This is a genomic window from Pseudovibrio exalbescens DSM 16456, from assembly GCF_000422785.1.
GTDB classification, from domain to species: domain Bacteria; phylum Pseudomonadota; class Alphaproteobacteria; order Rhizobiales; family Stappiaceae; genus Pseudovibrio; species Pseudovibrio exalbescens.
Genome location: NZ_KE383918.1, coordinates 234,775 through 255,495, shown reverse-complemented (window position 1 = coordinate 255,495; position 20,721 = coordinate 234,775). Strand labels below are relative to the sequence as shown.

General features: G+C 56.1%; 19 protein-coding genes. 8 read left to right on the top strand and 11 right to left on the bottom strand.

The window, feature by feature from the left end; all coding sequences use genetic code 11:
* Positions 1–21 precede the first annotated feature (21 nt).
* Together G512_RS0115840 and G512_RS0115835 are read left to right on the top strand one after the other, a co-directional pair.
* Positions 22–1,146 carry a PA0069 family radical SAM protein gene (locus G512_RS0115840; protein WP_081657512.1) on the top strand — a complete coding sequence of 375 codons (1,125 nt, stop codon included), beginning with the start codon at positions 22–24 and terminating at the stop codon, positions 1,144–1,146.
* 62 nt (positions 1,147–1,208) lie between these two features.
* Positions 1,209–1,868 (top strand): ribonuclease HII, encoded by a 660-nt coding sequence (locus G512_RS0115835; protein WP_028482562.1) that lies wholly within the window; start codon positions 1,209–1,211, stop codon positions 1,866–1,868.
* A 102-nt stretch (positions 1,869–1,970) separates the two neighbouring features.
* Here G512_RS0115835 and G512_RS0115830 read toward each other — a convergent pair whose 3' ends face one another.
* From G512_RS0115830 to G512_RS0115795, 8 genes are all read right to left on the bottom strand, one after another.
* Positions 1,971–2,456, bottom strand: a complete 486-nt coding sequence (locus tag G512_RS0115830; protein ID WP_028482561.1) for a F0F1 ATP synthase subunit B family protein — start codon at positions 2,454–2,456, stop codon at positions 1,971–1,973.
* A gap of 11 nt (positions 2,457–2,467) precedes the next feature.
* Positions 2,468–3,025, bottom strand: coding sequence for a F0F1 ATP synthase subunit B (locus tag G512_RS0115825; RefSeq protein ID WP_028482560.1), 558 nt, complete (start codon positions 3,023–3,025; stop codon positions 2,468–2,470).
* A 102-nt stretch (positions 3,026–3,127) separates the two neighbouring features.
* Positions 3,128–3,355 (bottom strand): F0F1 ATP synthase subunit C, encoded by a 228-nt coding sequence (locus G512_RS0115820; RefSeq protein ID WP_028482559.1) that lies wholly within the window; start codon positions 3,353–3,355, stop codon positions 3,128–3,130.
* Between the two features lie 83 nt (positions 3,356–3,438).
* Positions 3,439–4,206, bottom strand: a complete 768-nt coding sequence (locus G512_RS0115815) for a F0F1 ATP synthase subunit A (RefSeq protein WP_028482558.1) — start codon at positions 4,204–4,206, stop codon at positions 3,439–3,441.
* Between the two features lie 52 nt (positions 4,207–4,258).
* The gene (locus G512_RS0115810) at positions 4,259–4,636 is read right to left on the bottom strand and encodes an AtpZ/AtpI family protein (protein WP_028482557.1); all 378 of its coding nucleotides are present in this window, start codon (positions 4,634–4,636) and stop codon (positions 4,259–4,261) included.
* Positions 4,637–4,831: 195 nt separating this feature from the next.
* Complete coding sequence (locus G512_RS0115805) at positions 4,832–8,290, bottom strand: chromosome segregation SMC family protein (protein ID WP_028482556.1); 3,459 nt, start codon at positions 8,288–8,290, stop codon at positions 4,832–4,834.
* A 75-nt stretch (positions 8,291–8,365) separates the two neighbouring features.
* Complete coding sequence (locus G512_RS0115800; RefSeq protein WP_028482555.1) at positions 8,366–9,007, bottom strand: DsbA family protein; 642 nt, start codon at positions 9,005–9,007, stop codon at positions 8,366–8,368.
* 174 nt (positions 9,008–9,181) lie between these two features.
* Positions 9,182–9,835, bottom strand: coding sequence for a thioredoxin domain-containing protein (locus G512_RS0115795; RefSeq protein WP_208975040.1), 654 nt, complete (start codon positions 9,833–9,835; stop codon positions 9,182–9,184).
* A 370-nt stretch (positions 9,836–10,205) separates the two neighbouring features.
* Here G512_RS0115795 and G512_RS0115790 point away from each other — a divergent pair, with 370 nt between their 5' ends.
* Entirely contained in the window at positions 10,206–10,655 is a 450-nt protein-coding gene (locus G512_RS0115790; RefSeq protein ID WP_028482553.1) for a hypothetical protein, read from the top strand.
* A 117-nt stretch (positions 10,656–10,772) separates the two neighbouring features.
* Here the strand turns inward: G512_RS0115790 and G512_RS0115785 are convergent, their stop codons facing one another.
* Positions 10,773–11,294, bottom strand: a complete 522-nt coding sequence (locus tag G512_RS0115785; protein WP_028482552.1) for a DUF721 domain-containing protein — start codon at positions 11,292–11,294, stop codon at positions 10,773–10,775.
* Between the two features lie 148 nt (positions 11,295–11,442).
* Here G512_RS0115785 and mutY point away from each other — a divergent pair, with 148 nt between their 5' ends.
* A complete protein-coding gene (mutY, locus tag G512_RS0115780) occupies positions 11,443–12,492 on the top strand; it encodes an A/G-specific adenine glycosylase (protein ID WP_028482551.1) in 1,050 nt (349 codons plus the stop codon).
* A gap of 53 nt (positions 12,493–12,545) precedes the next feature.
* On the opposite strand, the gene G512_RS0115775 is transcribed toward mutY, so the two are convergent.
* Positions 12,546–13,640 carry a TRAP transporter substrate-binding protein gene (locus tag G512_RS0115775; RefSeq protein ID WP_028482550.1) on the bottom strand — a complete coding sequence of 365 codons (1,095 nt, stop codon included), beginning with the start codon at positions 13,638–13,640 and terminating at the stop codon, positions 12,546–12,548.
* Between the two features lie 162 nt (positions 13,641–13,802).
* Positions 13,803–15,281, bottom strand: a complete 1,479-nt coding sequence (locus G512_RS0115770; RefSeq protein ID WP_051269457.1) for an AMP nucleosidase — start codon at positions 15,279–15,281, stop codon at positions 13,803–13,805.
* Between the two features lie 501 nt (positions 15,282–15,782).
* Between G512_RS0115770 and G512_RS0115765 the strand changes: the two genes are divergently transcribed.
* The 4 genes from G512_RS0115765 to G512_RS0115745 all read left to right on the top strand — a co-directional run bounded on the left by G512_RS0115765 (position 15,783) and on the right by G512_RS0115745 (position 20,714).
* Positions 15,783–16,898 carry an adenosylhomocysteinase gene (locus tag G512_RS0115765; RefSeq protein WP_028482548.1) on the top strand — a complete coding sequence of 372 codons (1,116 nt, stop codon included), beginning with the start codon at positions 15,783–15,785 and terminating at the stop codon, positions 16,896–16,898.
* A gap of 142 nt (positions 16,899–17,040) precedes the next feature.
* The gene (locus G512_RS0115760) at positions 17,041–18,249 is read left to right on the top strand and encodes a glycerophosphodiester phosphodiesterase family protein (RefSeq protein ID WP_143181449.1); all 1,209 of its coding nucleotides are present in this window, start codon (positions 17,041–17,043) and stop codon (positions 18,247–18,249) included.
* 361 nt (positions 18,250–18,610) lie between these two features.
* Complete coding sequence (locus G512_RS0115755) at positions 18,611–19,738, top strand: site-specific DNA-methyltransferase (RefSeq protein ID WP_036489879.1); 1,128 nt, start codon at positions 18,611–18,613, stop codon at positions 19,736–19,738.
* A gap of 271 nt (positions 19,739–20,009) precedes the next feature.
* Positions 20,010–20,714 carry a hypothetical protein gene (locus G512_RS0115745; protein ID WP_028482545.1) on the top strand — a complete coding sequence of 235 codons (705 nt, stop codon included), beginning with the start codon at positions 20,010–20,012 and terminating at the stop codon, positions 20,712–20,714.
* The last annotated feature ends 7 nt before the right edge of the window (positions 20,715–20,721 follow it).

Sequence of the window (20,721 nt, the reverse complement as noted above, 5' to 3'; positions counted from 1 at the left end):
TCTCACCAAGGTGCACATCAGATGGGCAAAGCCGTTCCTCCAGTCCACACTCACAGCGAACAAACCGCCGCAAGCGCGCCGTTTCCGGCGAATCTGGTTAGCGGTCGGGGCGCTGCCTCCAATCCGGAAGCCCGTTTTGAACGCGAACAGCGGCAACTGGAGGATGACGGTTGGGGCCTTCTGGAAGAGTTGCCGCCGCTGACGACCCAATGCCAGAACGAAGTCAGCCGCAGCATCATTACGCGCAACACTTCCCCTGACCTGCCCTTCGACCGTTCCATCAACCCGTATCGGGGCTGCGAGCATGGGTGCACCTATTGTTTTGCACGACCAAGCCACGCTTACATGGGCTTGTCACCGGGGCTTGATTTCGAGACACGTCTTTATGCCAAGGGCAACGCCGCCGAAGTGCTGGAGCGCGACCTTTCCAAGCCCTCCTACAAACCCAAGCCCATCGCCATGGGCACCAACACAGATCCGTATCAACCCATCGAGCGCACCCATCAATTGATGCGTCAAATTCTTGAAGTTCTGGAGCGGTGCGGCCACCCTGTCTCGATCATTACCAAATCGGCCTTGATCCTACGCGACAAGGATATTCTGGCACGCATGGCGGCGCGCAATCTGGTGTCTGTGCGTTTGTCTGTTACCACGGAGGATCGCCACCTTGCCCGGTCCATGGAACCACGTGCGTCCACACCCGCCAACCGCTTCAAGGCCATAGAAGCTCTCGCCGCAGCAGGAGTGCCGACCGGTGTGATGGTGGCACCGGTTATCCCCGGCCTTACCGATCATGAGCTGGAGGGCATCCTGACCCACGCCAAAGACGCTGGCGCGTCCGCAGCAACCTATATCTTGCTGCGCATGCCACGGGAGGTGAGTGAGCTCTTCAAGGATTGGCTGCTGCGCGAGGCGCCGGGGCGCTATCGTCATGTGCTGTCGCTGATGCGATCCATGCGCGGAGGCAAGGACTATGACCCGCAGTGGAACCGCCGGTTTCGTGGTGACGGGCCTTATGCGGACCAATTGTCTCGCCGGTTTCAGCTTGCATGCCGCCGGCTGGAGCTTTCCACCAGAGGAGGCAAGTTGTCCACCGAGCACTTTGTACCACCGCAAAAGGGAGGCGTTCAACTGTCGCTGTTCTAGGCCGCTCTACCCCCGCCCAGAACAATCTTGCACTTCTTCGAAAGGCGAGGCACAAACGCATCATGCCCTACTCAGATACCCTTTTCACCACCCCTTTTGCCGAAGCGCCCGATGCCACACAGGAGCGAAAGCTCGTGGATCAGCTTGGCGGCGCCTTTGCAGGCGTTGATGAGGCAGGACGCGGCCCTTGGGCCGGACCGGTGGTGATTGCCGCTGCTGTTCTTGATTACGACAATCTGCCAGAGGGTCTCAATGACTCCAAAAAGCTAAGCGCAATGCGGCGGGAAGAGCTTTTCACCGAAATCTGCGCGAAGGCACATGTGAGTGTCTGTGTGCAATCTGCGCGGACCATTGATCGGCTGAATATTAGGGCGGCAACGCTTGCCGGCATGACAAACGTTGCCACATCGCTGGACGTGCCGGTCCGAAAGGCTTTCTTCGACGGACGCGATGTACCGCCGGGTCTTCCCTTTGAAGGCGAAGCGGTCATCAAAGGCGATGGGCGTTGTCTTGCCATCGCAGCGGCATCAATTGTTGCCAAGGTGTTGCGTGATCGGCTGATGGTCAAGCTGGACAAACAGTGTCCCGGCTACGGCTTTGCAAAGCACAAGGGCTATGGCACCAAAGACCATCAAGCCGCCCTTTTGGAGCTGGGACCAAGTCCCTACCACCGGCGCTCGTTTCGACCGATCCGTGTCTTGCTGGAAAACACATCCTCTTAAAGACTGGCGTGACCGCTTGGCAATTGATCGGGCAACAAAAAAGGCTCCACGCGCATTGCGGGGAGCCTTTCGAGCAAATTCTTTGGCGTTGCCTAGGCTTACCTAGTTCAACCGACCGGATACCTGCTTGATGCTTTCAGACAGGACCTTCCCACGAGTTTCGTCGTTGGTCATGCTGGAGGCAATGATTTCTTCCGCTGCTTCAACAGCGACTTCCGCAGCACGTGCCTTGACTTCGGCGATTGCATTGGCTTCTGCCTGCGCAATCTTTGCTTCAGCCGCCTTGGTGCGACGGGAAATCATTTCCTGAAGCGCTGCGTCGGCTTCAACAGCCAAGCGCTCGGCTTCTTCCTTGGCGTCGGCGACAATTTGTTCCGCCTCGGCCTCTGCTTCCGTGCGCTTGCGCTGGTACTCAGCGAGCAGGTGCTGAGCTTCCTCGCGCAGCTTACGGGCTTCATCAAGTTCGCTCTTGATGTTGTCCGTCTGCTTGTCCAAAGCACCGCCGATCTTTGACGGCACCTTCAGCCACTGCAGCAATGCGAAGAAGAGGATGAGGCCGACAAATGCCCAAATGGTATCACTGAACATACCTGATCTCCTTACTTCATCGCATTTTCGACGGCTTTGGTCACGGTGGCTTTCGCCGGAGCCCGACCGCCGATCAATGCCTTGACCACATCACCTGCGGTGTCGGCAGCGATTTCTCCAACTTCAGCAAGGCTTTCCTGCTTGATCTTGGAAATGCGCTGTTCGGCTTCTGTGAGCTGGACCGAAAGCTTTTCTTCAGCAGCGTTGCGAGCTGCTTCTGTTTCTGCTTTCAGCCGGTCACGCGCGTCCTGAGCCATGGAATTGGCCTTCTTGCGCGCATCCGCGAGAGCCTTTTCATAGGCCGCGATGGCATCATCGGTTTCCTGCTTGAGACGTGCCGCTTCCGCCATATCGCCCGCGATACGGTCGCGACGGTCTTCCAGGATTCCGCTGATCCGTGGGATTACAACTTTGGACATGATCCAGTAGAACACGCCAAAGGTAAGCGCCAACCACAACAGCTGAGAGGGATAGGTCGTACTGTCGAAGGGAGGAAAGTTAGCTTCGCCTCCGTGCGCCTCAGTAGCAACCAAGGTTCCAGTAGTGTGTTCGCCTTGGGTATTCGACATCACCTTCTCCGTAAACGCTCTAAGGACGGTTTACCTTGAATACGGCGATGCCCCGAAGGACATCGCCGAAACGGTAACACGTCTGGATCTAAAGTCTGTCGCTTATACAGCGAAGAGCAGAAGAAGAGCGACCAGAAGCGAGAAGATGCCGAGTGCTTCTGTCACAGCAAAGCCGAGGATGAGGCGGCCGAACTGACCGTCAGCAGCGGACGGGTTGCGCAGGGCGCCAGATAGAAAGTTACCGAAGATGTTGCCGAGGCCGAGAGCTGCGCCGCCCATTCCGAGGCAAGCGATACCAGCACCGATATATTTTGCAGCTTCTGCTTCCATGACACGTGCTCCTAAAACTAGCAAATTTCGTCGTCTGTGACGTTTTGATTTTGGGTTAGACAACCCGGGAACTGCAGGTTCTGTTAGTGGCTCGGGTGGAGCGCATCTGCCAGATACATGCAGGTAAGGACGGTAAAGACGTAGGCCTGAAGGAAGGCTACCAGGAACTCAAGTGCCGTGATGGCGATCGTGAGCAGGAGTGGCAGCACTGCAGCGCCGATGCCGATGGCACCTGCACCGGTGAGCATAACTACGAAGCCTGCAAACACCTTCAGTGTGATGTGACCGGCCAGCATGTTCGCAAACAAACGAACAGAGAGGCTGACAGGACGGGAAAGGAACGAGATTAATTCAATCGCGGTTACCAATGGCACAATATAGGCCGGTACGCCGCTTGGCACGAACAGCTTAAGGAAGCCAGATCCGTGCTTGAAAAAACCGTATATGGTGACCGTCAGAATAACGAGCATCGCCAGAGCGAAGGTCACAATAATCTGACTGGTAACTGTGTAGAAGAATGGAACCATCCCGATCATGTTGGCTGTGAAGACGAACATGAAGAGGGTGAATACCAGCGGGAAAAACCGCATGCCTTCGTTGCCCGCTGCGCCTCGCAAGGTGGCGGCAACAAACTCATATGACATTTCCGCCATGAGCTGCATGCGGCTTGGCACCAGTCCCCGTCCACTGGTTGAAAGAACCAGGAACAGCGTCGCCGCTGCAATGGTCACCACCATGAACAAGGAGACGTTGGTAAAGGAGAAGTCCATTCCAGCAATGTTCAAATCAAAAATCTTATTGATATGAAACTGGTGGATCGGATCGATTCCGTTGCTTGATTGTCCAGCCACAGGTTTTGTCCCCTGAAGTGCCCAAATTTAGCGCCGCAGCGCGTTTCGGATGTTAGTCCTGCTTCTTCTTACGGGAGTTCAAACGTCTTTCAGGCTCCGCAACTTTCCCCAGCGCCCGCAACAAATTCAAAATCCCCGCACCGAAGCCAAGCATCAAGAGCACAATAAGCCCCCAAGGCTTGGTACCGAGCCACGTATCCGCCATCCAACCTAGTCCAGCACCTACGAGCACGCCAGCAACGAACTCTGAGGACAGTTTGAAAGCTTGAGCAGCCCCAGACATTGCTCCTGAACTTGCCTTGGGTGAATCCTTGGATTCGCCATCCCGGTGTTGTTCCAGAGTTTTGCCAAGTCGCTCTAGTCGCTCAGTCAGGTGACTGTCAGAAGCAGCCTGGTTTTCCTCGGGCTGCTTCGGGTCGTCTGAAGCCATCACACGATCATCCCTTTAGTTTATGCAGCAGAAAAACCATCGACTCCCAAAAGTCGCCGGAACCATAGTCGGCGCCCCGTGCTGTGTCAAGATACTACGAAAATGCATCAACTATCTGATATCAAAGGAATTTTTAGGGAAATTAACAGAGAATGCTTACGGCATCCTGCGAGTTTTACGTTGTTTTACGCAGACTCATTCAATTTCACGAAAACTTTCAGCCGTCTGAAGATCTACTGAAACCAGTTGCGAAACACCTCGTTCAGCCATGGTCACCCCGAACAAGCGATCCACACGCGCCATGGTAATGGGGTTGTGTGTAATCACGACAAACCGTGTTTCAGTGTTCTGAACCATGTCTTCCAGGAGGGTACAGTAGCGCTCCACATTGGCGTCATCCAGCGGGGCATCGACCTCATCCAGTACACAAATCGGTGCTGGATTCGTGAGGAAAACCGCGAAAATCAGCGCCATGGCGGTCAAAGCCTGCTCACCGCCGGAGAGCAAGGTCATGGTTTGCGGCTTCTTGCCCGGAGGCCGGGCCAGGATCTCCAGACCAGCGTCCAGCGGGTCATCGGAATCAACCAGTTTGAGCTCGGCCGTACCGCCACCAAACAGGTGGGTGAACAAGCGCTGGAAGTGATCATTTACAATGTCGAATGCTTTCAAAAGGCGCTCGCGTGCCTCTCGATTCAGGTTTGAAATGCCCCCGCGCAAGCGTTTGATGGCTTCAATCAGGTCATCACGTTCCACAACCAAAGTGTCGCGGCGTTCCTCCACCTCGCGCATTTCTTCTTCTGCGCGCAGGTTCACACCCCCCAAACGCTCCCGCTCCGCCTTGAGGCGTTCGAGTCTTTTTTCCGTGGATACCGGGTCGGGCAAGGGTGCACCTTCCTTGAGACCCGCAACCTCGGGTAGCTCACCAACGGATATCTCCAATGTCTCATCAATGCGGTTTTCGGTTTCCCGCTTGCGTTCCCGAGCCGCTTCCAATCGCTCTTCAGCGCGGATTTTGCGTTCTCGTGCACCGGACAGCCCTTCCATGGCCTCCTTGGCCTTGCGGTCTGCCTCGGCAAGAACCTTCTCAGCCTCCACCAGCGCATCATCCGCGATCCGCTTGCGCTCCTCCGCGGAAGCCATCTCACGGGTTAGATCCAAGCGTTTTTCTTCAATCTCGGCAGGGCTTTCCAAAAGCTCCAGACGTTCTTCTTCGCTTTCGGTCCGTCTTTGACGCAGCGTGCCGATTTGCTTGTCTGCACCTTCGGCGCGTTGCTGCCAGCTGTGCCGCTCGCGGTGAATGGCCTCCAGCCGCCTCTTGCGCATATCCGCTTCGCGCCGAATGCTTTCCACATTGGCTCTTGCATTTGACTGTGCGGTTCGCGCCTCGGCCAATTGAGCGGACAGATGCGCCAATTCTTCCGACAGATCGTCGCCGGCCGGCAGCTCCTCCAGTTGCATCTCGGCTTCTTCCAGAGCCTCTTGCAACTCTTCAACCGCTTCAGTTGCTTGAGAGACCTGTGACTGCAACGCTTCCCGGCGCATGGTCAGTTGCGCGTGAGCCCGCTCCGCTGCCACGACCTGATCTCTGGCCTGCGCAACAGCCGTTTGGCAGGTCCGCGCTTTCTGCTTGGCGTCCTGCTCCTGCGCAATCAGAGTACGCAGGCGCTGGGTCGCCTCATCCAGCAAAGCTTGCGCTTCCAATGCGCGCTCACGGGCAGCCTCGATCTCGCCTTCCAATTCCCTGAGGCGGTTCTTCTGCTCGAGCCGCTGGGCAGCAGGTGTCGGCGCTTCCGCAGCCACACGAACCCCGTCCCAGCGCCACAAATCACCATCGCGGGATACAAGACGCTGGCCAACCTTGAGTTGACGCGCCACCGAGGGACCAGCATCACCTTCCACCAATCCGATCTGATCCAAGCGGCGCACCAGCTTTTGCGGCGCTTCCACATAGCGAGACAAGGGCTCGCACCCCGCGGGAAGGGTCGGGTCATCAAAATCACGCTCCGCCCCGCCCCAATGGGCTGGTGCTGCTTCATCCAACGGCAACTCGAGATCTTCCCCAAGCGCCGCCCCGAGCGCCTTCTCAAAGCCCTTGGCTGCTTGCATGGAATCAACCGCTGGCGGCCAGTCTCCAGATACCGAATGACTCAGAATTTTTTCGAGGGTCTGGCTTTCGGTTTCTAGGCGTGTCACCGCCGCCTTTGCATCGGCCAATGGGGGACGCAGTGATTCATCACGCGCCCGCGCCTCTTGTACCGCTGCATCCAGTTCCGCAGCCGCCTCTTCGGCTTCTGCCAACTCTTCCTGCGCCAGTTCCAACATCTCGCGTTGTTCAGCAACTTCGGTCGCAGAGGCAATTTCTTCGTTAATGACGGCAAGACTGGCCTGCAACTCGCCCAACTGGTCTTTCTGCCGAACCAAGCGGGCGCGGGCATCGGCTACCGTACGTTCCAACTGCTGCTGTTTGGCCACCAAGCCTGCATGGGCGCGGGTCTTTTCGCTGTGATCTGCTTCCAGAGATGCCACCAGCTCCGCAGCTTCATCCGCCCGCCCTTGCGCCGCCTCGGCGCGCTCCTCCACGCTTTCATTCTCTTCCATGAGGAGCTGCTCTTCTTCAGCAAGTGCCTCGAGCCGTTCCGCGTTTTCGGTGGTAAGCTGGTTCTCGCGCTCGATATCCTGATCAAGCTGGCGAATGCGTTCATTCAGATCAGCAAGGCGCTCCCGTACTCGCCGGTCTTCCGCATCCAATTGATTGCGCGCAATAACAATGCGCTGAAGCGCCGCCCCAACTTCCGCTGCCTTCTCGCGCAATTTGGGCACTTCATGAGCCGCGATGGCCTGCTCCTTGGCGGTGCGCGCCTGAAGGCCGGCGATATCGGTCAGCCCGTATTCCGCTTCCGCATATTGCTTTTGAGCATCTTGCAACGCGGCGCTGGCTTCTTTCCAACGCAAGTAGAAAATGGTCGCTTCCGTTCGCCGTATATCCCAGGACAGATTGCGATAGCGCGAGGCCTGCCGGGCCTGCCGCTTCAGGCCTTCCAATTGCGCTTCAATTTGAGTGAGAACATCCTCGAGCCGCTCAAGGTTGCTTTCGGCAGCTCGCAGGCGGATTTCAGCTTCGTGGCGACGGCTGTGAAGTCCGGATATACCGGCCGCTTCCTCCAGGATCTTGCGCCGAGACGTCGGCTTGGCAGAGATAAGCTCACCGATCTGCCCTTGGCGCACCATGGCTGGAGACCGCGCACCGGTGGAGGCATCAGCAAACAGCAGCTGCACGTCACGTGCGCGGGCGTCCTTGCCATTGATCTTGTACACCGAGCCAGCCTCACGCTCGATGCGACGGGTCACCTCCAGCTTATCGGAGTCGTTGTACCCTGTTGGCGCACGGCGATCTTCATTGTCCAGAAAAAGCGTGACTTCAGCGGTGTTTCGGGCGGGACGGTTGAGACTGCCGGAAAAAATCACATCATCCATCCCGGAAGCGCGCATGCTTTTGTAGGAGTTTTCTCCCATCACCCAGCGCAGCGCTTCGACAAGATTTGATTTTCCGCAGCCATTGGGTCCCACAACACCGGTGAGACCCTCTTCAATAACGAACTCCATGGGGTCCACAAAGGACTTGAACCCCAAAACGCGGAGCTTTTCAAACTTCATGCTCCGCGCCTCGTCATGTCTATCAGCTTGATACGTGACAGCCCCTGAAGGCTTCCGACATTCCTGTCGTGCCCCTTACAGGTGCTTTTCCACGTATTCGCTGATCTCTTCAATGGAGAGCGCCCCGCTCACTTTTTCGCCATTAATAAAGAAGGTTGGTGTCGAATCCACAGAGAGCGCTTTGGAAGCGTGATCCCGGCTTGCGGTCACTCCGTCCAGAATTTCCTGATTCGTCAAGCAAGCTTTGACTTCATCTTCTGTAAAGCCGATCTGCTTACCCATATTCAACAGGGCGTTATAAGGATTATCCGTGAACGCCCAGTTCCTCTGCTGCTCGAACATCAGCGAAACCACATCGAAATACTTATCCTCCGGCGCGCAGCGCGCAAGCATCGAAGCCGCAGCTGCAACCGTGTCCAACGGGAACTCGCGGAAGATCATGCGCACCTTGCCAGTGTCGATGTATTTTTCCTTGAACTCCTTGTAGGTCTGGCGATGGAAGTTGGCGCAATGGCCACAGGTCATGGAGGCGTATTCAACGACCGTGACAGGGGCATCTTCCTGACCCAGCGCCTTGTCGCCCAACGGGCCGGGTTTCATCAACTCGTCCATGTCCACGGACTGGGCAAAGGCAGCGGGGCCAGAGGCGATCAGCACCGCTCCTGCGGCAGCAGCAAGTGTGGTGCGTTCCAGTAGCTCTCTTCTGGTCAGTGTCACGTCGTCGGTCCTGTATCCGTTTAATTGTGTAGGTATGAATGGCAGCACGGTTAATCAGCGTCAACCGAACCGTGTAAATGTGTTCACATGAAGCATGATGCCAGCGTGCTCCACACACACCTGATCACGCTCCCGTGAACACGTTCACCCTACAGATCTAACGGAGAGTGCCGCTTAGAGGTGCTTGCCCAGAATCTCGTCCCATTCGCTCAGCTCGCGGTAGCCGACAACCTTTTCCCCATTGACGAAGAAGCTTGGTGTGCCGCTGACACCGAATTCCTCATGGGCGCGGTCTCGGGTCTGGGTCAGGCCTTCCAGAAGCGTCTGATTGGTTATAGCCGCGTCTACCGCCTCCTTGGTAAGGCCCATCTGGCGTCCAATCTTCAGCAGAGCGCTATAAGGCTTCTCGTTGAACGCCCAATCCTTCTGAGTTTCAAACATGAACGTCAAATACTCTGGATACCGGTCTTCCGGCAGCGCGCGTCCCATCATGAAACCGGCAGTGGCGACCGCATCAAGCGGAAACTCACGCATGATGTAGCGCACCTTGCCCGTGTCGATGTACTTTTCCTTCAACTCAGGAAACACCCGCGTCTTGAAGGCTGCACAATGGCCGCAGGTCAACGAGGAGTACTCGACCATGGTAACCGGGGCCTCTTCCGACCCATACACCACGTCCCCCAACGGGCCGGGCTTCGCCACTTCCGCCGGATCAAAGGTCTCTTCAGCCAACGCCAAACGGGGCGCAAGGGCAAAGGTGGCGCCCACAATGGCAGCGGCAACGGTTGTCTTGAGGAAATCTCTGCGGCTGTATGTCAACTCTGGCATCCTTTGTGTCACAAAACTCTTTCGACGGCAGGGAACCTGTCTTTCGCCCCTTCCCTAAGCCATGTGGCGCGTTGCTTAAATGACTTTCGCGTCAAAAACGTGAGCCTCGACTGCGACGAAGCATCGCGCCCAGACCGCTTGCTTTCTTTTTCGCGGTTCCGACTGCCCTTATTTCGCCCGGAATTGTCCCGAAGTGGGACCATGGTTGTGGGCATATCCCCGCCGGGACCTTTACTTTTGTATCAAGAGTCAGGCATTTAGAAGACAGGGTGACTTCATATACCAACTGTTAACCATAGAGGCAGGCCGCATGGTTCGGATATCTACTGTTGTGCTCGTGGCACTTGGGCTCGCTGGATGTCAGGCATCGATGAAAGAAGAGCTAGTCGAACCTGTTGCAACCGCCCCGGCCGTCGAGGACCAGCAGACCGCCGAAGCAGCACTGCCGGATTTCACCCCACAAGCTTATGCCGGAGCAACCGACCTTGACGCCCTGACAGCCATGCGCTGGGATGTGAGCGAAGGCGACGGAACGCCTTCAGGGACGTGCACCCTTACCTTCTCCAGCCCACAGTCGGAACAAAGCCAGGTGCTGCGTACCTTGGGCGCAGGTGTTTTCGGCGGCAAGTTAACATCCTCCGGGTGCCAGAATGAGGATCTGGCTCAAGCGAGTTACTGGAGCATCAGTGGTAGCAGCATTGAACTTCATGGTGATGAAACACAAACCACAGCCTACCTGCTGATGGAACGGCCGGACCTGTTGCTAGGCTACACCGCGCAAGGCGCTGATCTGGTGTTGAGCCACGCCCTCGCCCAATAACATCTGGCCTGATTTATACTGAAAACTGGATTGATTTTGCGGACTTGAGCCCTGCGGGCGCAGGCAAGTCAGGCAGGCTGGCAGCACGGCGGCTGACCGGCCGCACGAACGACGAGCCTACTCGTCGTCAACGCGGGAGGCGATTTGTTGCCCCAATTTCTCAAGCGCTTGCTGAAGGCGCGAATTTTCGACGCGTTCCACCTGTTGCTTGATCTTTTTCTTCTCGTCCTCAGACAACTCACGGCGCTTGGGCGTCTTCGCTTTTGGCTTTCGGGCCAACGTGCGCTGCATGATGCGAATGCGATCTACGGCCTTCCAACCAAAGAACGCATTGATGCGTTCACGCAGCTGGGGCAGCTCGTGCGTGAGAAGCAAGGCAGAGGGTGCATCGGCATAGACCAACAACGTCGCCGGTTCGAGAACCGGTTCCCCGTCCGCAGTTTTTCTACGGGGCCATATCAACTGACCGGGCTGGACACGATCCACGTACCTTTCGCCCACCAGTTCTGGCCAAGCGCTGAGCAACTCAGAGGTTGCAAAGCCCCGTTTTCGCGCTACCGGATGCATGGTTGCGCCAATCAGCTCGCCGAGCTGGCGCCCATCTTTACCGGAGTGCTTGACCTGTGCAGCTGTCTTCATAATTTAAAACCACGCCATGGAAATAAGGCACTGATGTGTCCTATTGATCCTATTAGTTCTAATTCAGCCCTAACTTTCGCGGTACCTCAAATTACCAAGGGTTCCCTGATAATCCGCGGGACAAACTTACAAGAGTCCTTATCAACTCATGCAAGCAACTACAGCACTACTTCACTGGTATGACAGAAATTTCCGTACTCTGCCATGGCGCACCCCGCCAAATCCGGAACTTTCCGGTGCAAAACCAAACCCTTACCACGTCTGGCTATCGGAAATCATGTTGCAACAGACCACTGTTGCCACGGTCAAAACCTATTTTATAAAGTTTACAGATCTATGGCCGCGACTAGAAAATCTCGCGGAGGCTGAAGAAGAAGAAGTGCTCAAAGCATGGGCAGGCCTTGGATATTATTCCCGCGCACGTAATCTTCATCGCTGCGCAAAAATCGTTTTACGTGACTATAATGGGCGTTTTCCTGAAGAAGAACATAAATTACAGCAACTTCCCGGAATTGGACCTTACACGGCTGCCGCGATTTCTTCAATTGCCTTCAACCAGCACGCGGCTGTCGTTGACGGAAATGTGGAACGCGTCATTAGCCGGCTGCGTGCAATAACTGATAGATTGCCCGGTGCAAAACCTGTGATTAAGTCTCATATGGCGGCTTTAACCCCCCATGAAAGACCCGGAGACTTCGCTCAGGCTGTCATGGATCTGGGCGCAACAGTGTGTACACCGCGGTCACCAGCATGCACGATTTGTCCGTGGGTTGACCTATGTGAAGGCCGCAAACAGGGCATCCATGAATCGCTGCCACGCAAAGCGCCGAAGAGAGTCAAGCCCACACGAAAGGGCATGGCTTTCGTGATCGCGCGGGAAGATGGTGCTATTGCATTGAGACGCCGCCCGGACAAGGGCCTTCTGGCGGGCATGAGCGAACCCCCAACTTCCCAATGGTCAGAAGACATGAAACAAGATGATCTGGGACAAGCGCCAGTAAAAGCCGACTGGTCTTTGGCGCCCTCAACCGTGAAGCACACGTTCACACATTTTCATCTGGAACTTGCGGTCTGGCACACACAGGTAGATGCAGCATTTCCCCTGCCGGAAGGCTACTGGTGGTCTGTTCCTGAGACTTTGGAGGGAGAAGCCTTGCCGACGGTCATGCGCAAGGTGCTCAAGACCCCTTTGGCCTGACAGCCAAAGGGGTACACTTCTGGTCCGAGTTCCCTTGGGGGGGGGAGGTTGTTTCAAGAGGCGTCAGCTCGATTGCGTAGCGCCGTGAACGGTTCATGGGTAACGCGGGACAGATCAGCCAGTTGGGCCCGCGCCTTGATGTAACTGTCGTAGACGCGCTCAGCGAGCGGATCCCGTGCTGCATGGGTCATCATGACATCTTCTGCCGCCGTGACGAACGCATCCTGGACATCTTTGGGCAGTTGCTTGACGGGAAAGCTCTTGTCGTCCCGAAGCGTTTTGAGCGCCACGCTGTTCTGCCAGTTGAACTGAGAAGCCATCATGTCATTTTCGGCGGCCGCTGCAGCCTTGAAGATCATTTGATCCTCGGCGGTCAGCGTGCGCCAAAACCGCTGGTTCACCCCCATGGAGCAAGCTATGCCAGCGCCGTTGAATCCAGGATAGGCGCAGTATTTGCTGACTTCGTGCAGACCAAGAGACATGCCGGCCCAAGGCCCTGCCCAGTCCGCGCCATCCAAACCACCCGACTTCAATGCGGTACGGATTTCATTGGCCGGTATTGTGATGGCAATGCCGCCCATACGCCGAAGCACTTCACCGGCCATGCCGGGAAGCATCATCTTGAAACCCCGCAGGTCATTCAGACTCTCAATGGACCGGGTGAACCAACCGCCTATCGTGTGCGCCGTGTGCCCTGCCATAAAGGGCTTGATCTCGAACTGATCGGCGACCTCGTCCCACAGCTCCTGTCCGCCACCCCAGTTGATCCAGGCGGCATACTCTTGATGTGTCATGCCCGCCGGGGCCCCGCCAAAGAAGCTGTAGGCCATGTGGGTGCCATTCCAATAGTCATCGCTGGCGTGGTAGAGCTCAGCCGCGCCGGAGGCAACCGCGTCAAAGGCCTCGAATGCAGGCACCAACTCGCCCGCCGCATATACGGTGACGTCGAAACGACCATCAGATGCCGCGTTGATCCGCTCCGCAATTCGAGTTGCGGCCTCGGAAAAACCTGAGAGCGTACGCGGCCAGCACGTCACCATACTGACCTGACGGCGATTTTGTGTCTGAGCGGGGGCGGCGAGCGGTGCGGCGGCGATGCCTGCGCCAGCCAATGCGCCCGCTGTCTTGAGAAACCTGCGACGATTCAAGGCAAACTCCCGAGTTTATAGGGGTACCGCGTTCAAAAATGGGCCCTATTCACGCAGCACCGGACCAGTCATCTACCTTGAGCTATAAAAAACAAACCTCGCGGGAAACTGAACTCCCGCGAGGTTTCATCAGGTTTGTCTGCCGCGCCAAGAGGCGGCGCGTTACTGGAAAGCTGTCTCAGCGAAACTGCGAAGTTTGCGGGAATGCAGACGCTCAAGCGGCATCTTGCGCAGGATTTCCATGGTCTGAATGCCGATCTCCAGATGCTGGGAAACCTGCCGGCGATAAAAATCTGTAGCCATGCCCGGAAGTTTCAGTTCGCCGTGGAGCGGCTTGTCGGAAACACACAGGAGCGTACCGTAGGGAACGCGGAAGCGGAAACCATTGGCCGCAATCGTCGCGGATTCCATGTCCAGCGCGATGGCACGGGACTGAGAAAACCGTTGGACCGGCTCGCGATGGTCGCGCAGTTCCCAGTTTCGGTTGTCAATGGAGGCAACCGTTCCGGTCCGCATCACTCGCTTCAGCTCGAACCCTTCATAGCCGGTTACATTTTCAACTGCTTGCTCGAGAGCAACCTGAACCTCTGCCAAAGGTGGGATCGGCACCCATGTAGGCAGGTCTGCATCCAGCACCTTGTCTTCACGCACATAACCATGAGCCAACACATAGTCACCAAGTTGCTGGCTGTTGCGCAGCCCCGCACAGTGACCAAGCATCAACCAGGCATGAGGCCTCAGTACCGCGATATGATCAGTAATGGTTTTAGCGTTGGAAGGCCCTACCCCAATATTCACCATGGTGATACCCGAGTTATCCTCGCGCACCAGATGATAAGCTGGCATCTGAGGGAGCCGGCCCAGAGGCTCGCCGGAAGACGGCTCTGTTTCCCCTGACAGGGTCATCAGATCGCCCGGTTCCACAAACGCGACGTAGTCGCTGTTCGGATCCTTGACCAACTCGCGCGCCATTTGGGCGAAGCCGTCAATATAGAACTGATAGTTCGTGAAAAGAACGAAGTTCTGGAAATGCTTGGGCGCTGTGGCTGTGTAGTGCTGCAGTCGGTGCAAGCTGTAATCAACCCGCGGTGCCGTGAAGGGCGCCAGTGGCTGTGGCGTCTCCCCTGCGTCAAAGGTGCCGTTGGCAATGGCATCATCCATAACCGCCAAGTCCGGCACATCAAAGATGTCGCGAAGGGTTACTTCAGGCTTGGCTGCAAATGCCCCTTCAACGTGAGCGCCATCATAGAACGCAAAGTGCAGCGGGATGGGGGTCTCACTGTACCCTATCTCCACGGGCTCTTCATGGTTGCTAAGCAACAACTCGATCTGCTGCCGCAGATAAGAGCGAAACAGGTCCGGACGCGTGATCGTGGTGCTGTATTTCCCCGGCCCGGCAACGAAACCGTAGGACAAACGGCCATCGGTTCGGGTGTGAATGGCCATTTCGAAGCGCAACTCGGGATAAAAGGCGCGAACGCGACCCTCCGGCGTATCGCCTTGAGCGATTTTCTCGAACTGTCTGCGCAAGAAAGCTGTGCTCTCGTCGAACAACTCTATGAGATAGTTGACGGCGCTGTCAGCATCGTTGAATTGGCGGGAAGGTTTGGGATCGGGCATCAAGATGGAACGGTTTTCCATCTGTACGTCGCTACCGGATATAGTCGACACGTTGTTTTCTCCTATTTCGTGTCGCTCTATGTCTGCCTTAGGTCAATGACAACGTCAAGACAATTACCTAGCGTTTCTGAAATTTTTTTAATGCACTGTGATATTTTTCACAGCTATCGCCAGGTTCTGATCAATTCTGTGCCGCTCAAAGAGCGCTCAGGGGGATATCACAGAGCGCACTGCATGCATCGAGTTCGATTTACAGCTTTAGCTAACCTGTTAGACTGCATCTTTTCTTTGAGCGTTTTCAGGCGAACTTATGCAGGCTTTGGATGAAGCTATTTCGCCTGCCCCGAAAAGACGTCACGCTCGCTGTGGTCCGCAGTTGGGTTTTGAACCATGTGAACCAGGAAGCCCAGCGCCATGCTTTTGCTTCTGGACAAACGCGCTCGCGAGAAATACTTCTCGTTCAAATACGTAGTGCGATACCTACTGCGCTGTCCCCTTCACATCAAACGTTGAAATTCCGTCATGCCAAAATCCAGATTTCCCATCGAGTGGGTAGAGCAGCACATGCCACGCACCCGCCGTTCGCTTGAGGCGTTGCCAGACCTCGCCAGTGTTCGCCTTGCAATGAGCATGCATTTGGACATCAAGACCCTCCCCCTTGTGAAAGGGCTCGCCCGCAAAGGAGCAGAGCTTTACATCACCACATGCAATCCGACGACGGTACGCGATGATGTGGTGGAAGGCATGCGCAAGGCCGGAGCGCAGGTCGAAGCGGGCGAAGGCATGAGCGATGCGGACTGGCAGTCGGCCATTGCAGGCGGCCTTGAGTGGGGCCCAACCCACTTCAGTGAAATGGGGTCGGACTACACCCACTATCTGATCGCTAACGGCCTCGCGTTTCCTGAGGTCAAAGCCGGCCTTGAGGCGACGGGCTCTGGCATCAACCGTTTGCAGGGCAAGCTCCCGCCTTGGCCGATTTTCAACTGGGACGATGTTCCGGTGAAGGAAGGCTTGCACAACCGCCATATGGTGGGCCTGACAACTTGGCATGCGTTCTATAACGCAACCTTGGTCAGCCTTCACGAAAAGCGGGTTCTGGTGGTGGGCTACGGCACGGTTGGCCAAGGGCTGGCCGCAAGCGCAAGGGCCTATGGTGGCACCGTGATAGTTGCGGAAGTCGATCCCGCCCGGCTGCTTCAGGCTCGATATGATGGATGGCAAACAGGCACAGTGGAGGAACTTGCACCCCATGCCGATGTCATTGTCACCGGGACTGGCGCGCATCACGTGCTGCCCGGAGACGTGATTGCAAAGCTAAAAGACGGCTGCTTCATTCTCAATTCCGGTCACAAGATCGATGAGATTGACCTCAGCGTGTTCGGCGGCTGCCCTTCAGAAGAACCCGTCCCGTTTGTCACCCGATACCGCCTCGCCTCTGGCGCACATGTGCATCTGTTTGCAGGTGGGGCCATGGCGAACCTGACGGCTGGCGAAGGGGACAGCCTCAATGCCTTTGATCTGACCCTCGCCATTCTGGCTGAGGGGATCGGCCATATTCTGGGTGAAGGTGAAAGGGCAGAAAACGGCGTTCACCTGTTGCCGCGGTCGGTATGGTCGCGTGCCTGCCCGGATGCGTGACGCGCACTTGCACGACACTCCGCCTTGATTGCTTCCAAAAAAGCCCTGCCAATGACGGTAGGGCCTTTTTAACTTGCTGTCACATCGCTCAGCTAGGAGAGTAGTTTTACGCATCACACAACTACAGATGGGGATAATGTCGATGGCCTTGAAGCTTCTAGGTGCCGCCGCAGGGGGATTGCTCTGGACCTGCATCTCAGCACACGCAGTAGACCTTGGACCGCGCCCCGCCTTTTTGGTGGACCTGTTGCCAGAAGGCGCGCTGAAAACAAAGCTGGAGGCCTGTATCGGCCAACAAATGACTCCGCGCCTGTTCTCCATCGCGCATCGCGGGGCCCCATTGCAGTTTCCCGAGCACACGCTTGAAGGTTATCTGGCAGCACACCGCATGGGAGCGGGTATACAGGAGTGCGATGTCACCTTCACCAAGGATAAAGCGCTTGTGTGCCGTCATTCTCAAAATGACCTGGCAACCACAACCAATATTCTTGCAACAGCGCTGGCGGATACCTGTATTACCCCCTTCTCAGCAGCCAGCGGCGATAGCAAGGCAAACGCGGAATGCCGCACTTCCGAGCTTTCGCTTGCCGAGTTCAAAAGTCTTAGGGGCAAGATGGACGGTGCAGACCCGACGGCCACCACAGCCGAAGCCTATGTGAAAGGCACGGCCGATTGGCGCACAACGCTATACGCCTCAAACCGAGGAACGGTGCTATCTCACAAGGAGTTTCTGGCGCACTTCAAAAACAAAGGCGTGAAGTTCACCCCCGAACTCAAGGCCCCCGCGGTAGAAATGCCCTTTGATGGCTTCACCCAGGAAGACTATGCGCAACAACTCATCAATGAATACAAAGCCGCAGGCATTGCCCCGGAAAATGTCTTCCCTCAATCCTTTAATCTTGCCGATGTCCTTTACTGGATCAAAGCGGAACCAGAGTTCGGCAAACAGGCCGTTTATCTGGAGGGCCGCTACGGCCGGGATAACCTTGATCCGATGAAACCCGAGACCTTTAAGCCCACCCTGGCTGAGTTGAAGGGCATGGGTGTCAACTACCTGGCACCTCCGCTCTGGGTGCTGGTCACGCTCCAAGATGGTGAGATTGTTCCCTCAGCCTACGCCATGGAGGCCAAAAAGGCTGGCCTTAAACTGATCGCCTGGTCGCTGGAACGCTCGGGCCCACTCAACAATGGCGGTGGGTGGTACTACCAGAGCATTCGCGACGCGGTGACGAGCGACGCAGCCATCTATCAAGTGCTGGATGTTCTGGCGCAGGATGTGGGCGTTGAGGGCGTTTTCTCCGATTGGCCCGCAACTACCACATTCTATGCCAATTGCATGGATCTTCCCTAAGTCGCGCCCTATTCGCAAAAGCAAATCACCTCTCGACAAAAGCACCTGATTTGGGAGGTGATTTGCATTTTTACCCGGCGATGGCTTGTTTATATTTACCGTGTTGGACGAAGCGGAAAAAAAATTGCAGATCGCAAGGCCTGCAAATTGCGAGCTGACACCGTGCAACTTAAGCAATCGGAAACTTTTGACCCAAGGTATGCCGAGGCTATTCGTTAACCGCCCTTAACTTAATAACGCGTCTTCGCAAATCTAAATAAACCGTTGATTCTATTAAAATAAAAGAATTCGGACGTTTACCTCCGGTTTACCATATCCGGTAACCATAAGCCTCGACATTTGCGTGAGGTAATGCGTCGCAATGAGAGTACAGCGTACCGGGGTGTCCCTAGCGGCACCCCACACATCCACAAAGCCGGATTGGCTAGACACGATCATCAAGGGAGACTGCGTGGCTGCCCTAGAGAAGCTGCCCGCGAACTCCGTAGACCTGGTGTTTGCTGATCCACCCTACAACCTTCAGCTTGGCGGAGATCTTCATCGGCCAGACCAATCCAAGGTGGACGCCTGTGACGATCATTGGGACCAGTTCGCAAGCTTTCAGGCTTACGATGCCTTTACGCGGGCTTGGCTCATGGCCGTCAAACGTGTGCTGAAACCGAATGGCTCGCTCTGGGTTATTGGGTCCTATCACAACATTTTCCGGGTCGGAGCCATCCTTCAGGATCTCGGCTACTGGATCAACAACGACGTCGTGTGGCTGAAAACAAACCCCATGCCCAACTTCCGAGGCAAGCGGTTTACCAATGCCCACGAGACTCTGATCTGGGCCACACCTTCGCAAGATGCGAAGCCGACATTCAATTATGACGCCATGAAGACGTTCAACGACGACGTCCAGATGCGGTCGGACTGGGTTCTGCCGCTCTGCACGGGTCACGAACGCCTCAAAGACGAAAACGGTGACAAGGTCCACCCGACCCAGAAGCCGGAGAGCCTCCTGTATCGCGTATTGCTCTCCACTTCGAACCAGGGCGATGTGATCCTTGATCCCTTCTTCGGCACCGGCACCACAGGTGCCGTGGCCAAGAAACTGGGACGGCATTTCGTCGGCGTCGAGCGTGAGGATGCCTACATCAAGGCGGCATCCGAACGCATCGATCGGGTAACACCGGCCAACGATGACTTCTTGCAGATGACCAAGGGCAAGCGGGCACAACCGCGTGTGCCATTTGGCAACCTGCTGGAAGCCGGTCTCTTGAAGCCCGGAACGGAGCTTCAGGATGCACGGGGACGCTACAAGGCCACCGTTCGAGCCGATGGTTCGCTGATTTGCGGCGAGCATTCGGGCTCGATCCACAAGGTGGGGGCGCTTGTTCAAGGCCAGCAAGCCTGTAATGGCTGGACGTTCTGGCACATCAAGCGCGGCAAGTCCCTTGAGCCGGTTGATGCCCTTAGAGATATCGTGCGGTCCAACATGCCGCGCTGATACAAGGTTATACCTTGACCATATCGCCTTGCCTCGCTTCTTTTTCCGGGAAGCGAGGCTTTTTTTTGCGCTGAGCCCACCAAAGGCTTCCTGTCGCCGCCGCTGCGCCCATTACCCCGTTTTCACGCAGATCAGCCGAGCGCGTCTTCGCTTTCACCACAGTATCGCATACTCCCTGCCCAGCATTGAACCAATCTGGCTGTAGCAGGCGTGCGAGGGTCCTTTGCGCCCAAAAGGATGAAAACACACCGCCAGCGAGGAAAGCCGTGCAATGTCAAATCCGACCCCAATCCCCGTGATTTCGCAGGATAACCTGCTGTTCGGCAGCATCAGACTGACTGACAGCGGGTATGCCGACAGACAACTCCCCAGTCTCTACTTCATGAGCGACACCAACCAGTTCGTACGTCTGCGCCCCTTTCACCGAAGCGGCTTCTGCATTATCGAGCGCCCCAGCCGGTTCATTTATATTGAAGCCGCGTACGGGCAATCCAGCAATATTGTATACCAATGCGAGTTGGGAGACACAAAAGCGGGCATCCAAGCAACGTTGCAAAACCTGCCGGTTTCTCAAGTCAACGCCAAGCCCAGCGCCCCAACGGGCTTGAACCTGTTTTACATCACGGATGGACCTTTCTCCGGCACCACCTGGTTCAGTGCGCCCAGTACCCAGAACAACCTCTGCTCTGTCATTTTACGCGATTTTACAACGCGCTCTTCCGTTCACCACAAGGGACACGCCCTTATCAGCAAAGATGCCGTCACCAAGTTTTACAATGACACCTACCCCGGCATGCTGGACAAGCTTTTGGCTTTAGGAACGAAAGAGCAATCCTTCACTTATCAATGGGCAAGCCAAGGCGATGTGAAAATCAGGGTTCGCTCCAATCAGGAATACTTCCCTGAGGCGAGTTTCATTGATCAATCCACGCAGTTCGACACCATCAAGAGTTTCATCAACGGCCTGTCCTCCTAGCGACACG